The 15,488-nt window shown below is 38.3% G+C and carries 14 protein-coding genes; 8 read left to right on the top strand and 6 right to left on the bottom strand.

The genetic code is table 11. The annotated features are described in order from the left end of the window. Positions 1-38: 38 nt before the first annotated feature. Positions 39-1,382 carry a PhoH family protein gene (locus ACPPVU_RS14980; RefSeq protein WP_426667327.1) on the bottom strand — a complete coding sequence of 448 codons (1,344 nt, stop codon included), beginning with the start codon at positions 1,380-1,382 and terminating at the stop codon, positions 39-41. Positions 1,383-1,528: 146 nt separating this feature from the next. Here ACPPVU_RS14980 and ACPPVU_RS14975 point away from each other — a divergent pair, with 146 nt between their 5' ends. Both ACPPVU_RS14975 and ACPPVU_RS14970 read left to right on the top strand, forming a co-directional pair. Beyond that, a complete protein-coding gene (locus ACPPVU_RS14975; protein WP_426667326.1) occupies positions 1,529-1,765 on the top strand; it encodes a type II toxin-antitoxin system Phd/YefM family antitoxin in 237 nt (78 codons plus the stop codon). Further along, positions 1,762-2,163 carry a type II toxin-antitoxin system VapC family toxin gene (locus ACPPVU_RS14970; protein ID WP_426667325.1) on the top strand — a complete coding sequence of 134 codons (402 nt, stop codon included), beginning with the start codon at positions 1,762-1,764 and terminating at the stop codon, positions 2,161-2,163. The genes ACPPVU_RS14975 and ACPPVU_RS14970 overlap by 4 nt, the downstream gene beginning before the upstream one ends. Positions 2,164-2,912: 749 nt before the next feature. On the opposite strand, the gene ACPPVU_RS14965 is transcribed toward ACPPVU_RS14970, so the two are convergent. The 4 genes from ACPPVU_RS14965 to mdh all read right to left on the bottom strand — a co-directional run bounded on the left by ACPPVU_RS14965 (position 2,913) and on the right by mdh (position 7,521). Next, the gene (locus ACPPVU_RS14965; RefSeq protein ID WP_426667324.1) at positions 2,913-5,225 is read right to left on the bottom strand and encodes an FdhF/YdeP family oxidoreductase; all 2,313 of its coding nucleotides are present in this window, start codon (positions 5,223-5,225) and stop codon (positions 2,913-2,915) included. Further along, positions 5,222-5,578 (bottom strand): DUF7009 family protein, encoded by a 357-nt coding sequence (locus ACPPVU_RS14960; protein WP_426667323.1) that lies wholly within the window; start codon positions 5,576-5,578, stop codon positions 5,222-5,224. The genes ACPPVU_RS14965 and ACPPVU_RS14960 overlap by 4 nt, the downstream gene beginning before the upstream one ends. Beyond that, positions 5,562-6,431: a formate dehydrogenase accessory sulfurtransferase FdhD gene (gene fdhD, locus ACPPVU_RS14955; RefSeq protein ID WP_426667322.1), complete on the bottom strand. Its 870-nt coding sequence runs from the start codon at positions 6,429-6,431 to the stop codon at positions 5,562-5,564. The genes ACPPVU_RS14960 and fdhD overlap by 17 nt, the downstream gene beginning before the upstream one ends. A gap of 151 nt (positions 6,432-6,582) precedes the next feature. Beyond that, on the bottom strand, positions 6,583-7,521 hold the full coding sequence (mdh, locus tag ACPPVU_RS14950) for a malate dehydrogenase (protein WP_426667321.1): 939 nt from the start codon (positions 7,519-7,521) through the stop codon (positions 6,583-6,585). A 584-nt stretch (positions 7,522-8,105) separates the two neighbouring features. Here mdh and ACPPVU_RS14945 point away from each other — a divergent pair. Further along, positions 8,106-9,113: a glutamine synthetase beta-grasp domain-containing protein gene (locus ACPPVU_RS14945; protein ID WP_426667320.1), complete on the top strand. Its 1,008-nt coding sequence runs from the start codon at positions 8,106-8,108 to the stop codon at positions 9,111-9,113. A gap of 53 nt (positions 9,114-9,166) precedes the next feature. Here ACPPVU_RS14945 and ACPPVU_RS14940 read toward each other — a convergent pair whose 3' ends face one another. Then, on the bottom strand, positions 9,167-9,553 hold the full coding sequence (locus ACPPVU_RS14940) for a gamma-glutamylcyclotransferase family protein (protein ID WP_426667319.1): 387 nt from the start codon (positions 9,551-9,553) through the stop codon (positions 9,167-9,169). 102 nt (positions 9,554-9,655) lie between these two features. Here ACPPVU_RS14940 and ACPPVU_RS14935 point away from each other — a divergent pair, with 102 nt between their 5' ends. The 5 genes from ACPPVU_RS14935 (at position 9,656) to ACPPVU_RS14915 (ending at position 15,388) form a co-directional block, all read left to right on the top strand. Further along, positions 9,656-11,014, top strand: coding sequence for a glutamine synthetase family protein (locus ACPPVU_RS14935; protein ID WP_426667318.1), 1,359 nt, complete (start codon positions 9,656-9,658; stop codon positions 11,012-11,014). After that, positions 11,014-12,069 carry a hypothetical protein gene (locus tag ACPPVU_RS14930; protein ID WP_426667317.1) on the top strand — a complete coding sequence of 352 codons (1,056 nt, stop codon included), beginning with the start codon at positions 11,014-11,016 and terminating at the stop codon, positions 12,067-12,069. Before ACPPVU_RS14935 ends, ACPPVU_RS14930 begins: the two co-directional genes overlap by 1 nt. A 19-nt stretch (positions 12,070-12,088) precedes the next feature. Further along, complete coding sequence (locus ACPPVU_RS14925; RefSeq protein WP_426667316.1) at positions 12,089-12,958, top strand: HAD-IIA family hydrolase; 870 nt, start codon at positions 12,089-12,091, stop codon at positions 12,956-12,958. A gap of 154 nt (positions 12,959-13,112) precedes the next feature. Continuing rightward, the gene (locus ACPPVU_RS14920) at positions 13,113-14,177 is read left to right on the top strand and encodes a 1,4-beta-xylanase (RefSeq protein WP_426667315.1); all 1,065 of its coding nucleotides are present in this window, start codon (positions 13,113-13,115) and stop codon (positions 14,175-14,177) included. A gap of 38 nt (positions 14,178-14,215) precedes the next feature. Further along, entirely contained in the window at positions 14,216-15,388 is a 1,173-nt protein-coding gene (locus ACPPVU_RS14915; RefSeq protein WP_426667314.1) for an aldose epimerase family protein, read from the top strand. Positions 15,389-15,488: the final 100 nt, after the last annotated feature.

Below are 15,488 nucleotides of genomic sequence, written 5' to 3'. Positions count from 1 at the left end.
TTATCAAAGAATTATAAAAGTATCACTTCATATTTACGTTACAATAACTCCGTGGCCAAATTAGCCAACTCACTCCGCTCTCCTTTTTGCAGCGTAATGTGAGCATATAAGGGATGTCCTTTTGCTTTATCTATCAAATAAGACAATCCATTACTTTCAGCATCCAAATAAGGAGTATCTATTTGGTAAATATCACCAGTAAACACAAATTTGCTGTTCTCGCCTGCACGGGAAATAATGGTTTTGATCTCGTGTGGTGTCAGATTCTGGGCCTCATCCACAATAAAAAATATTTTTGTGAGTGTGCGGCCACGTATAAAAGCCAGCGGGGCTATTGATATTTTATCGTTGTCAACCAGCTCATCAATTTTAGCCTGCATCTTTTCATCATCACCAAACTGATCTTTTATGAATTTCAAATTATCCCATATTGGCGCCATATAAGGGTCGATCTTTGATTTAATATCGCCGGGTAAAAATCCAATATCTTTATTACTTAATGGGACGATAGGACGAGTTACATAGATCTGCCGGTAATATTTGCGCTGTTCCAATGCACCTGCAAGCGCCAGCAAAGTTTTGCCAGTACCTGCATTACCTTGTATAGTTACCAATTTAATATCCGGATGCAGTAAAGCGTGTATCGCAAATGCCTGTTCCAGGTTTTTGGGTTGGATATTAAAGACTGGTTGTTCAGTGATAACTTCTAGTTTACCGGTTTGGTTATTGTAAAAACCTGAAGCGGACAACTTTTTCCCATTAAGATGGTAAAAATGATTATTAGAATGCGGTTTTAGGGCAAACGCCTCAGCACTTAATGTCCCCTGTTTATTGAGTTGTGAAATTAGTTTATCAGGTACGTTATTTAAAACCGATTCGCCTGTATAAAGCTCGTCCAGGTTTTTGATCTTACCTGTCTCGTAGTCTTCTGCATAAAGATCGAGTGCCTTAGCTTTTAACCGGAGGCAAATATCTTTTGAAACAAGAATGATCTTTTTTTCAGGATACTCGTCCTTTAATCCAAGTGCAGCGTTCAGTATACGGTTATCTATTTTATCACTTCCAAATACTGCTTCTGCATCTGTTGATGCAGTTTTGATGTCCATTACTACTTTAAAACTGCCTTTTTCTTTTCCTTTAAGCGGTATCCATGTATTCAACAGACTCTTGCGGGAAATATCATCCATTAACCGGATAAAGCTACGTGCTTCGAAATTTCGCGTATCATTACCGCTTTTCATATTATCCAGCTCTTCTAACACCTGGATGGGCAGTGCTACGTCATGTTCCTGAAAATTTTCAAAGGCATTGTGATCGTAAAGGATCACCGAAGTATCTAATACAAATATCTTTTCTCTCCCGTTTGCTTTATTACCAGCCATAGGGGTTAAATTTAGCTATTTTTTTAGTTGTTGTAAGGTTAGTAGGTTGAAAAGTTGTAAGGTTGTTGGGATATGTACTTTATTTCATTAATTGTTGACAACTTGACAAATAAAATTTATCTTTGATATAGATAAATTTAAGATAAATGAAGACAATGACTGTGGGCGAATTTAAAACTCATTTCTCAGATGTGATTGAACAGGTAAAGTCAGGAGAGAAAATAGCAGTTACTTTCGGTAAAAAAAAGCAAGTTGTAGGCTATTTTCTTCCCGAACTGCCGGAACCTAAAGGCAAACGTAAGCTAGGCATTTTAGAGGGAAAAGCATCGGTTGATTTTCATTCAAATTTCAAAATAACTGAAGAAGAGTTTTTGGGGCTATGAATTATTTATTGGATACTCATACGCTTATCTGGGCCATTACTGAAAAGGGAAAACTGTCCTCAGTAGCGCGTAAAACAATTGAGAATACCGATAATACAATCCTGGTTAGTGCTATTAGTTTTTGGGAAATTACCCTAAAGTTCTCTATTAACAAATTAGATATAAGCGGATTTCTACCCGAAGATCTGCCTGGATTATCCATAAAAAGTGGGTTTAATTTAATACCGCTTTTGCCGGTAGAAAGTGCCTCCTATCATCACCTTCCTGCAATCGGACTGCATAAAGACCCATTTGATAGAATGCTTATCTGGCAAGCTATCCAACAGGAATTGATTTTGATAAGTAAGGATAAAAATATTTTACAATATAAATCAGCAGGATTGAAGCTGATATGGTAAGATCCCTGATCTTTCAATTTTTCATTGATGCCTTTCCGCGAGACTATAGTAAGGGTGCTAAAAGCGAAAACGGAAGCACACTCTTTCGAATGACTTCCGTTTCCTGTCTTCTGTTTAACCGTAGTTACACAGAAGCATCAAGTTTTGTGTAAATTGACCGATCAACTCTCGTCATTACTCTTGCGAATATTGACTGTTTGTTTATCATTGTTCTCTATGCGTTATTCCGTAAAATATCGCATCATCCCAATACCTCCTTCAGCTTCTTCTGTTTTCTTTAGCTTTCGCCATTTTGGTTTCCAGTTGCTTTAGTTACACCCAGTTTTTTCAGACTTTCGTCTTTCTTCTTTGGTGTTACTCAGGGACTTCCAGTGTTCTTTAGTTCATCCGAAGATTCGCTCGATTCACTTTCCGTCGTCCTGTAAGGTTATCAAAGTACGTCGTTCTTGATGTTATCTAAGATAGTGTATATAAGTATATCTGTCAAGTGTTTTTTTTATTTTTTATAAACAGTTTCTTAACAAAAAAGTAATCAGTTTTAAACAAGCTTTATCTTTCATCTGTATGATATTAAAACGATTACCGCGGTTTTATGATTGCTTTATTAACATTAAGGTTATTCACAAATAACTCAAGAGACAGACTGAAAACAGATTTGTAAAATGTGAGAAAAAAGAAATTCTATAAAATTTGTTGCCAAAAGACATGCAAAAACAATCTTAAAATTCGATTAAAGAGAGGTGTGTTATTTAAGCTGAGTGCTTTTTTATTTTAATGATGACACGTTTTGATATTGGCGTATTACTTCCTATGGCTACGCTATTGATCGGCACCAGCACATTGGTTTCGGGATAATAAGTTGCCGTATTGCGTTCAGGAATGTTATAAGGTACGATCACAAATAGCTTCGCAACTCTTTTTATTCCATCACCATAATTATAAAGATCCACCTTATCCCCTGCTTTGAAGCCTTCTTTATCAATATCTTTCTGGTTCATAAATATCACCCGGCGCTCATTATGGATTCCCCGATAACGATCCTCAAGACCGTAGATGGTTGTATTAAACTGATCATGACTGCGGATAGTTGCCATCATATATTCGTCATCAGAGAGTTTATTATCCGGCAATTTAGTAACGGAAAATGCAGCTTTATCGCCGTATTTCTCTGTTTGGAATTTTCTCTCACGCGGAGCATTGGGCAGGTAAAACCCTCCGGGCATACGGATTCTTTTATTATAATCTTCAAAACCCGGTATAACCTTCTCAATAGCATCCCTGATGTGATCATAATTTGATGCATATTTATCCCAATCCACCACAGTTCTATCCTTCATCGTTTCTTTGGCCAGCCTGCAAATTATTTGTGTTTCACTCAGGTATTGATCAGATATAGGTTTTAATACCCCTTTCGACATCTGTATCACCCCCATCGAATTCTCACAGCTCACAATTTGTTCTACTCCATTAATAATATCCTTATCACTGCGTGCATAGGTTGGTAAGATCAATGCCTCTTTACCATGTACTAAGTGACTACGGTTGAGCTTGGTAGATACATGCACCGTCATATCCATTTTTCTTAAGGCATCAGCAGTATAATTTGTATCAGGCGTAGCTGAAATAAAATTTCCACCCATGGCAAAGAAAAACTTCAGCTTGCCTTCGTGCATTGCTTTTATCGATTCAACAGTATCTAATCCATTTTCTTTGGGCGGATCAAAGCCATAAACCTCTTTTATTTTTTTAGCCGGTTCATCTTTTAGCTTTTCCCAAATCAACATGGTACGGTTACCTTGAACATTACTATGCCCGCGTACAGGGCACAAGCCAGCCCCTGGTTTGCCAATACTGCCCTTTAATAAAACAAGATTGGCTATCTCCTTAATTGTATCCACACCATTCAGTTGTTGTGTAATACCCATTGCCCAGCACACAATGATTCTGCTTTTATCTTTCAATAATTCAGCAGCTTCCTGCACCTGTTTAAATGGAACACCGGCTGCTTCGCAAAGCTTGTTGACATCCTGCATTTCCAGATCTTTAATCAACGTATCATAACCAACAGTAGATTCTTTTATAAATTCCTGGTCGAATATTTTTCCAGGTTGTTCTTTTTCAGCATCCAGCAGTAGTTTTTCAATAGCCTTTAACAAAGCCATGTCACCATTAATATTGACCTGCAGGTATAAATCGGCCAGTTTAACACTGATGCCTAAAAAGCCTTTTACTGTTTGAGGATCTTTAAATCCTGTTAAGCCCGCTTCATGCAAAGGATTAATAGCTATGATTTTTGAACCATTCTTTTTTGCTTTTTCCAGTGAGGTAAGCATTCGCGGGTGGTTTGTACCTGGGTTTTGCCCCATAATGATGATGACATCTGTATCGTAAAAATCATTAAGAGTCACTGTTCCCTTACCTATCCCAATTACCTCAGTAAGAGCTGTTCCGCTTGATTCATGACACATATTGGAACAATCAGGCATATTATTAGTACCAAACTCCCGCACAAATAGTTGGTAAACAAATGATGCCTCATTGCTTGTACGGCCGGATGTATAAAACGCAGCTTCATTGGGCGACTTAAGACTATTCAATTGGTCAGTAATCTTTTTAAAAGCATCCTCCCAGCTAATAGTTTGATAATGTGTGGCATCTGCCGGGAGATAAACTGGTTGTGCTATTCGTCCTTTTTTCCCAATTTCATAATCGTTAAGTTTTGCCAGGTCGGCAACTGAATTCTGTTCAAAAAACTCGCCTGTCAATTTTTTAGTGGTTGCTTCTTCGGCTAAAGCTTTGGCGCCATTTTCACAATACTCAGCAATTGGCGAACGGTCATCATCCGGGTCGGGCCAGGCACAGCTTGAGCAGTCGAATCCTCCCTTCTGGTTCATTTTAAGTAATGCCCCCATGCCGCGTAAAGGACCTGTTTCATGTAAAATATCTTTGAAAGCTTCATAAACAGCAGGAATACCTGCCGCCCAGTTTTTAGGCTCAGTTACCTTCAGGTCTAATAATTCTTCCGGGTTTTCAGCTGATGGCTGCTCTTCTTTCTCACTCATTTCAATTTCTCAGCTAAGGGGTTTGGATAATTATCGCTCTGGTCTTCGTCCACATTATCAAGGCAGGTAAAGTCTTTTTCTACTAATAAATACAGGTCTCCCTGTTTACCATCAAAACCTGTACGATCAGTGCTATCCAGTTCGCTGATCATTTTACCGGGTACTTGCAGGCAAATCACGTTTTCGTTAAAGAAAGCCGATAATTCCTTATCATTCGTCTTTTGGATTACATATACCAATTGCCTGTCGCCGAAGTCGGTTTTATCCTCCAGGTAACCTTCACGCGATAAGCGGTACATATCACTTTTGGTTAAACGGTAACGTAACGAATTGCCTTTAATACGAATCTTCATGTTTAGATAATAAAATACGGTTGGGGTGTGTATAAATGTTAAATCGTCTGCCACGTAAAAAGCCGACAAGCGTAATGTTAAATTCTTCAGCCAACTGCACAGCCAGGCTTGATGGCGCACCAACAGCAGCTATAATATTGATGCCTGCCATAGCTGCTTTTTGCACTAGCTCAAAACTTGCCCGTCCGCTTAATAATAGCACGTGTTGATTTAGTGGCAGCATTTCATTGTTCAAGGCTACACCAATTAACTTATCCAATGCATTATGTCTTCCAATATCCTCTCTTACCAATATCAACTCGCCTGTAGAGTCAAATAATGCCGAAGCATGTAAACCGCCAGTATACGAGAATACTTCCTGGTGCTTTTGCAAAATAGCTGGCAACAGGTAAATCATATCAGCGCTGATATGATTTTTTACATTTTGGCTGTTCTCAAATGCACTTACTGTTTTAATGGCGTTAATAGATGCTTTACCACAAACACCACAGCTTGATGTGGTGTAAAAGTTACGTTCAGTGTTATTTAAGATCGGAGTTACACCTTCTTTAAGATTCACTTGTATCACATTTTCCTTATTCTCAGCACAGGCAATAAAGCAATGCGCTATTAAATCCGTATCCGATTGGTGTTTGATAATACCTTCAGTAAACAGAAAACCCAATGCTAATTCCGCATCATTACCGGGCGTACGCATAGTGACAGAAATATTCTGGCTTTTGCGATCACCGGCAGGGCCATATTCCAAGCGTATCTCAAGCGGCTCTTCAATAGCAAGGGCATCAGTTGTTTTCTGGTCTTCGTCATCGGTCACTCTTACAACCGACAGATGTGCGATAGCATTTGCTGACATACTCAAATATACAATGAAACTTAAATAACACCTGCTCTACAAACGCCCGAATAAACGAAAAGTTTAAACAAAAAAATAGCTTCCCTGAATTAGAGAAGCCATTTTAATATTAATTATGCTGATGAGCTTTAAACTCATCGACAGAAAATAACTATATAATTTTGCTGTCAACCAATACCTGGTTCATATTACGTACCGCATCAGCGCTCTTGTTAAATTCAGCCTGCTCAGCATCGCTCAATTTAAAGTCAAGGATCTTTTCCCATCCGTTTTTACCAATTATAACAGGTACAACCAGTGAAATATCTTTCTGGCCATATTCGCCATCCAACGCAACACCGCAGCTGATCAGTTTTTTCTCATCACGTACAATGCTTTCAACCATTGCTGCTGTACCTGCACCCGGTGCATACCATGCTGATGTTCCGATCAGTTTAGTTAAAGTAGCACCACCAACCATTGTTGCCGCAACTACTTTGTCCTGTTGTTCTTTGCTTAATAATTGTGTTACAGGGATACTGTTCCATGTAGCATGGTTGATCAATGGGATCATTGTGGTATCACCGTGACCACCTATAACTACAGCATTCAGATCAGCAGGTGAACAGCCTAATTCAACACTCAGGTAATATTTAAACCTTGATGAATCCAAAGCTCCACCCATACCTAATATTTTATTCTTAGGCAGGCCTGAACTTTTCAGTGTAAGGTAGTTCATAGTATCCATCGGATTAGATACTACGATTATGATCGTGTTCGGAGAATGTTTTAATATACTTTCCGTAACGCTTTTTACAATACCGGCGTTGGTGCCTATCAATTCCTCGCGGGTCATACCGGGTTTACGTGGTAAGCCTGAAGTAATTACCACAACTTCTGAACCAGCAGTAGCTGCATAATCATTGGTAACACCCTTTATTTTGGTATCGAAACCCAGCAACGCCGAGGTTTGCATCATGTCAATAGCCTTGCCTTCAGCAAAACCTTCCCTGATGTCTAATAAAATCAATTCTTCGGCTAATTCTTTTCTTGCGATGTTATCCGCACAAGTAGCGCCAACAGCCCCGGCACCAACAACTGTAATTTTCATTTTCTTAATTTGTTTTTAAAAGGTAATGAAGCTACCATGAACTTATGTTTTTTGTTTTGGCTGCTCATTGGTGGTTTCATAATGTATTTAATTTATAGAAGGAAACATTGTTTTTGTTTAAGTTGGAGATCAATATATAGGAAGTAATCCCAACCGGAAAAATTGAGGCAATTTTAAGAAAATTTTACAAGAGCGGCTTTAATTAATTGAAAATATAACAAGAGGCTAACATTAGTTGCATTTTTACAATTTTCATTTTTTTAACTCATAAATAAGTTTGTTTTTTATTGAATTATTAAAATGACTGTAATTAATCAATAAAAAGAGCATGTATTGGTCAAATTGTATCATTATGTCTAATTATCGATACTATTTTTATAAAAAATCAGTTGAATTATCATTTCAGATCGTTTTTGTAATGAATTTTGCTCATTTAGGCAGATAAAATGTCTGTTTTTGAAAATATTTTTAATTTTTTCTAACAATTATAATGAAAATTGTAAAAATTATTTAAATTCGCCTTTGAAATTTAAACTCACGTTATAAAACTAATACTTGATCCAAATTCCAAAAACAACTAAACAATGGCAAAACTAGAGTACATTTGGCTTGATGGCTACAAACCAACACAAAGCCTTCGCAGCAAAACAAAAATTGAAGCTGATTTCAGCGGTAAATTAGAAGATTGTCCAAACTGGAGCTTTGATGGTTCTTCAACTGAGCAGGCACCAGGTGGTTCTTCTGATTGCATTTTAAAGCCTGTTTTTATTTGTCCTGATCCTCAAAGAAAAGATGCTTACCTGGTAATGTGCGAAGTGCTTGATTCAACAGGCAAAGCACACGAATCTAACGGCCGTGCTTTAATTGAAGATGATGACAATGATTTTTGGTTTGGATTTGAGCAGGAGTACTTTTTGTGGGATACAGAAACTGACAAACCATTAGGCTTCCCTATAAATGGATATCCGGCTCCACAAGGCCCGTACTATTGTTCAGTTGGTGCTAAAAATGCATACGGCAGAGAAATAGTAGAAGAGCATTTAGATGTTTGTTTGGATGCCGGCCTGAATGTAGAAGGTATCAACGCTGAGGTTGCTGCCGGTCAATGGGAATTTCAGATTTTCGCTAAAGGTGCTAAAGAAGCTGGTGATCAAATTTGGGTTGCCCGTTATTTATTAGAAAGAATTGGCGAAAGCTATGGTGTTGCTATCAACTGGCATTGCAAACCGTTAGGTGCCCTTGACTGGAACGGTTCAGGTATGCATGCTAACTTCTCTAATACTTTATTAAGAACTGCAGCAAGCCAGGAAACCTATACTAAAGTTCTTGAAGCTTTCCGCCCGGTTGTTAAAGAGCATATAGCTGTTTATGGTGCTGATAACCACCTGCGTTTAACAGGCAAGCACGAAACTGCTTCAATTAACGATTATAGCTATGGTGTATCTGATCGTGGCGCTTCTATCCGTATCCCTTTGTACACCGTACAAAAAGGCTGGAGCGGTTATTTAGAAGATCGTCGTCCAAATTCAGCTGCCGATCCATACAAAGTAGCAGCACGTATCATTAAAACTGTAAAATCAGTAAAACTTTAACTAATCCCTAATTAATTTAATATGGCCTCACGGATCTGTTTCCGTGAGGCTTTTTACTTTAAATATCTGCCACTTTTTATCAGTTTAAGCATCACAGTCGGCAAATTGTAAACATATATCCAGCAACTAATCAGCGTTGATGAGGTTTCAACAGGTGCTATTAACCTGATAAACTCATTAGGCATAGGTTGATCGTTTCCATATCCCTCATAATCATCAATCACAGGAAATACACTTTCAGGATGAGCCAATTCGAGGATGGTGCCATAAATATAATCTCTATCTTTTGAAGATAATATTGCTCCAGGATACTCACCGATATCATACAGTTTGCCATTTATTTTTCCATAGGAATAAAACCTGCTATTGTTTTTCAGATAAACAGCATATTCATTATCTTCATTAAGTAATGTTCCATATACAAAAAGCAGGTTATTCATAACTCCAATAATATAACAATTCAAACAATTTCACTCATAATTATACTTATTAATAACCGATATTATCCCTAACTTGCCCTGGTTTTCTTCGTATTACTTATTATGAATAAACAACAGATCTTATCCTACCTAAAAGAAAAAGGCATAGATAAAGTAAAATTTGCTTTTGCAGACATCGATGGTGTATTGCGGGGCAAAGTGATCCATCATAAAAAATTTGCTGACGGACTAGAATCCGGCTATGGCTTTTGCGATGTTGTTTTTGGCTGGGATAGCAGCGATGTATGTAATGAAAATATCAAGCTTACAGGCTGGCATACAGGTTACCCGGATCAACTTTGCCGTATTGACCTGTCTACTTTTCGCACAATACCATGGCAGGATGATATCCCATTCTTTTTGGCTGATTTCAGCAAAGCAGATGGCAATGACCTGCCCGCTTGTCCGCGCAGTTTGTTAAAACGAATAGCAAAGGAATGTGAATCAATGGGATTCCATCCTGAGTTTGCTCAGGAATTTGAATGGTTCAACTTTAGAGAAACACCACAATCCCTACAGGAAAAAAGCTTTACAAATTTAGAGTCTTTAACACCGGGCATGTTTGGTTATTCCATACTGCGCACCTCAGAAAATGGCGATTTTTACTACGATCTTTTTGATCTGCTCATGAAATTTAACGTGCCGGTTGAAGGTTTACATGCTGAAACAGGTCCGGGAGTATATGAGGCAGCTATCTTACATGATCATGTTTTAGAAGCTGCTGATAGGGCTGTATTATTAAAAACCGCTGTAAAAGAGATCGCTTATAAACATGGTATCATGGCAAGTTTTATGGCGAAATGGAACGAAAAGTTGCCAGGTTGCGGTGGCCACGTACATCAAAGTTTGTGGAATAAGGACAACTCTGAAAATCTGTTTTATGATGCAAATGATGCCAATAAAATGAGTGAAACACACAAGCAATATCTCGCCGGTCAATTATATTGCCTGCCGCATATATTACCAATGTACGCTCCTACTATCAATAGTTATAAACGTTTGGTTGAGGGTGCATGGGCACCAACAACAATTACCTGGGCTGTTGAAAACAGGACAACTGCATTCCGCGTGATCAACACCTCGCCAGCCTATACACGACTTGAGACACGCATACCAGGTTCCGATACTAACCCCTACCTGGCTATGGCTGCGGCACTTGCCTCTGGTTTATACGGTATAAAAAACAAGCTATCGTTAAACATACCTGCCACATCAGGCAATGGCTATCATGACGATAAAAATGGAAAAATATCGGCTAATCTTTTTGATGCAGCAAATATTATGAAGGAGTCTAAAGTAGCTAAAGAGTTATTTGGGGATGATTTTGTGGAACACTTTGTTCAAACGCGTTTATGGGAGTGCAAGCAATTTGCTAAAAGTGTAACCGATTGGGAATTGAAGAGATATTTTGAGATAATTTAATGGACTACTCTATTATACTAAAAAAAGCCTGGGAAGGCTATGATGCTTCGAAAACGATACGTGATATTGAGGATATCAGTGCGATGGTATCTACCAACCACGTATTTAAAATAACATTTGATGACGAGGATATTATTATCGCAAAGCTATCGCACTTTGGTAAATATGAATACTTTAAGGAAGATCACCGTATCATCCATAGCTTGTGCAATAACCTGCTTTATCCTTTTGAGAACGTATTATCAAAATCATTACTAAAAAACAACCGGGTTTATATTTATCGTTACAAACACGGTAAAGCCGATGCCTGGGTGGTCTTTTATAATCCTACACGCATAGCCGAGAGAATGCCGCGTCGTTTGGATGAGCATCACATTATTAAACTGGGCCAGCAGATCGGTAAATTTCATAAAGCCTGTTCACGGGCTAAAAATGTTCTGCCTAAATCGTCCAAAACACTGCGGACGGATATTTATGCGCTCCAGCAGCAATTAGAGAAAAACGAAAGGCAATTCGGCTCAGCAATGCAGGTCGATTTTCTGAAATACCATTGTGACTTGTTCCTGAAAAATCGCTCGAAATATAATATGAACTCTTTCGAGATCATACCCGTTTTTATCGATTGGAATATCGGCAACTTTTCAGTCACTAAAGATCTGGAACTTTATTCAAGGTGGGATTACGATTGGTTCAGGATGAGTTACCGTGTGTTGGATTTTTATTTTTTTAGTCGGGTAGTATCAGATATAGGTGATCGTACTGTGTTCAGCTATGGCATCAATACCCTAATGGAGGAACGCTTTATTTTGTTTTTACAAGAATATCATAAAGTAAATCCTTTAACCGCTAATGAGATCCGCTTTATGAAGGAAGCTTATCGTTTTTTTATTTTAAATTACGTGATCAAGGATGGCAAGTATTTCTTTAATGAGCAGTATGCCAAAAAATTACAGGCAGAGGCTTTTGATCTTTATCTGCCATCTGTCGATCGTGATTTTAATGCAGATGGCATTATAGAAGCGCTAAAATTAGAAGAAAGTAAAACTTTAGTATAGTATACTCAAATAATTGTAAATGAAACGAATAGATAATTTTAAATCCATCATTGATAAATATAAGATCGTTTTTTTTGATGCCTTTGGAGTTATTAAAACCTATTCGGGGTTAGTACATGGTATTGAGAAAACGTTTGCCTACCTGGAAAGTGAAAAGAAGGAATATTACATAGTTACCAATGATGCCTCCCGCAGCCCGGTGCAATTAGCCGAATCTTATCACCGGATGGGACTAACTGCGATAACTGCCGATCGTATTGTTTCATCAGGTATGCTTACTAAAGAGTACCTGGATCTTAAAGTTGAAGAGGGTATTGTGGCTTACCTGGGTACACCTAACTCAGCACATTACATCGAAAGATCGGGACTGAAAACCTTGCCTATGAGCGAGATCAATGAAAGTAATATGGATAAAGTGAGCGCGCTGATTTTCCTGGATGATGAAGGCTTTGATTGGTGCGATGATTTGAATAAGACAGTAAACCTTTTACGCAAAAAAACAATTCCGGCAATTGTGGCTAATACTGACCGCGCTTATCCCCTTTCAGGCAATAATGTTTCTATTGCAATCGGCGGTATTGCCGCTATGATTGAAAGCGTTGTAGGGAAACAATTTATCCGGTTTGGTAAACCTGATTCGCAAATGTTCATGTTTGCTTATGATCTTATACGCGAATATCGCCAGATAAGCAAAAGCGATATTGTGATGGTTGGTGATACCCTGAATACAGACATTTTAGGCGGAAATAAATTCGGATTAGATACCGTATTAGTACTAACAGGCAATACACTGGCAAAAGATTATGAAACGCGTATAACTGCCGCTGGTATTATGCCTACTTACATTTGCGATTCAGCAGTAGTAGACCTAAGTGGACTTGATTTCTAACAAACGGTGAATCCTGACGCACTTTTACTATATTTATTCAATCTCAAATCTTTAACTGATGCCCATATTTGATCGAATAAATTAATGTATTTATTACATTTTTTATCATCTTAGCATTCGCCGGAACTTAACCACCCGGTAATAACCTAATACTATGAAAATAAAAAGCCTGTTAATTATTGCTTTATTATTTCTGCTATCTTCTTTTTCCCGTGCCCAAACAACAAAATCCGGAGTTTGGTCGGCAGAGAAAGCCAATGCGTGGTATGCACAGCATAAATGGATAAACGGTGCAAATTTTACTCCAAGCACAGCCATAAATCAATTGGAGATGTGGCAAGCCGATACTTTTGCCCCGAAAACTATTGACCGTGAATTAGGATATGCTGAGGGCATCGGATTCAACGCCATGCGTGTTTTCCTGCATAGTATGGCCTGGCAACAAGACCCAAAAGGATTTAAACAACGTGTAAGCAGCTATCTTTCCATCGCTGACAAACACCATATCCAAACCATATTTGTGTTCTTCGATGATTGCTGGAACCCTGATGCAAAACCAGGTAAACAACCCGAACCGAAAACAGGGATACATAATTCGGGTTGGCTGCAGGACCCTGGTAACCGGATAAAAGATGCTGGTGAGGTGGCTTTACTTCAAAAGTATGTTACTGATGTTTTAACCACATTTAAACATGATAAGCGAATTTTATTATGGGACCTCTTCAATGAACCCGGCAATAGTTCAAAAAATGATGCTTCCTTACACCTGTTAACTCAAATATTTTCATGGGCACGAACTGTTAATCCAGATCAACCCATAAGTGCTGGTTTATGGGATTGGAGCCTGGAGAAACTGAATACTTTCCAACTGACACACTCAGATGTAATTACTTATCATGATTATGAAGATCCGGACAAACATGAGCGCGTAGTGCAAATCCTTAAAGCTAACGGGCGACCAGTTATCTGTACCGAATATATGGCCCGTTTACGTAATAGTACGTTCGAAAACACCATGCCTATACTAAAAAAGGAAAATGTTGGTGCTATTAACTGGGGACTGGTTTCGGGTAAAACAAATACGATCTATGCCTGGGATACTCCTATGCCTAATGGTGATGATCCTAAAGTTTGGTTTCATGATGTTTTCAGGAAAGATGGAACGCCCTATAAACAGGATGAAGTAAACCTGATCAAGCAATTAAATAACAAACAATAGACAAAGCACTTAAAACCAATTACAAAAATAGTAGCATTATGAATTTAAGGAATTTATCTTTGGGCGCTTTATCGGCTTGCATAGCAATACTTGGGGCCTGCAATCAATCTAACAATAAAACAAGTACATCAACCACAATGAAAGACACTATTACCTATGGAAAGCTTCCGGCTGATTCAGCATTTGAAAAAACAGTAGACGGCAAGCAAACGCACTTATATATTTTAAAGAACAAAAATGGCATGGAAGCCGCAATTACCAATTATGGTGGTCGTTTGGTGGCATTGTTAGTACCAGACAGTATTGGTAAAATGATCGATGTAGCTGTTGGAATTGGAAGTGTGGACGGTTACATAAAATCGACTGAGCCTTATTATGGTGCCACAATCGGAAGATATGGTAACCGTATAGCTAAAGGCCATTTTACGCTGGAAGGCAAACAATATACATTAGTTACCAATAATCCACCCAATACATTGCATGGTGGCAAAAAAGGCTATCAGGATGTAGTTTGGGATGCAAAAAAGATTAATGACCAGACATTAGAGCTGACCTATCTTTCGAAAGATATGGAAGAAGGTTTTCCCGGCAATTTGAGCATCAAGGTAATTTATACGATAACAGACGACAACTCATTTAAATGCGAGTATGAAGCTACTACCGATAAAACCACAGTTGTTAACCTCACCAATCATGCCTATTTTAATCTGAATGGTGAAGGCAGCGGTACTATACTTAACCATTCGGTACAGCTAAGGGCAGGCCATTATACACCAGTTGATTCCACATTGATCCCGACAGGTAAAATTGAATCAGTAAAAGGAACGCCTTTTGATTTTGCCGCACCAACTACAATCGGTGCAAGGATCAATGACGCCAATGAACAAATAAAAAATGGCAAAGGTTACGACCATAATTTTGTGCTGGATAAACATGATATAACACTCCCGATTGCTTTAGTGAAGGGTGATAAAACGGGCATCATAATGGAAATATTTACGGAGGAACCTGCACTTCAATTCTATAGCGGAAACTTTATGCAAGGGAAAAATACCATGAAATATGGTGAGAAAGATGATTACCGTACGGCTTTTGCCATGGAAACCCAACACTATCCTGATTCGCCAAATCAGCCGCAATTTCCTTCGACCGTTTTAAAACCCGGACAGGTTTACAAAACACAGTCAATCTATAAATTTAAAACGAAGTAAAGACATCATACTCGTATTTCAAATCCTGTTAGTTATCAATTAACAGGATTTTTTGTGCAGATAAAAACGACATTTAAAAAACATTCTACTGATTCGAAAT

The sequence above is a fragment of the Mucilaginibacter sp. McL0603 genome, assembly GCF_049992945.1.
Taxonomy (GTDB): Bacteria; Bacteroidota; Bacteroidia; order Sphingobacteriales; family Sphingobacteriaceae; genus Mucilaginibacter.
Note: the sequence above shows the minus strand (reverse complement) of the source record. Positions and strands in the feature narration are given on the sequence as shown.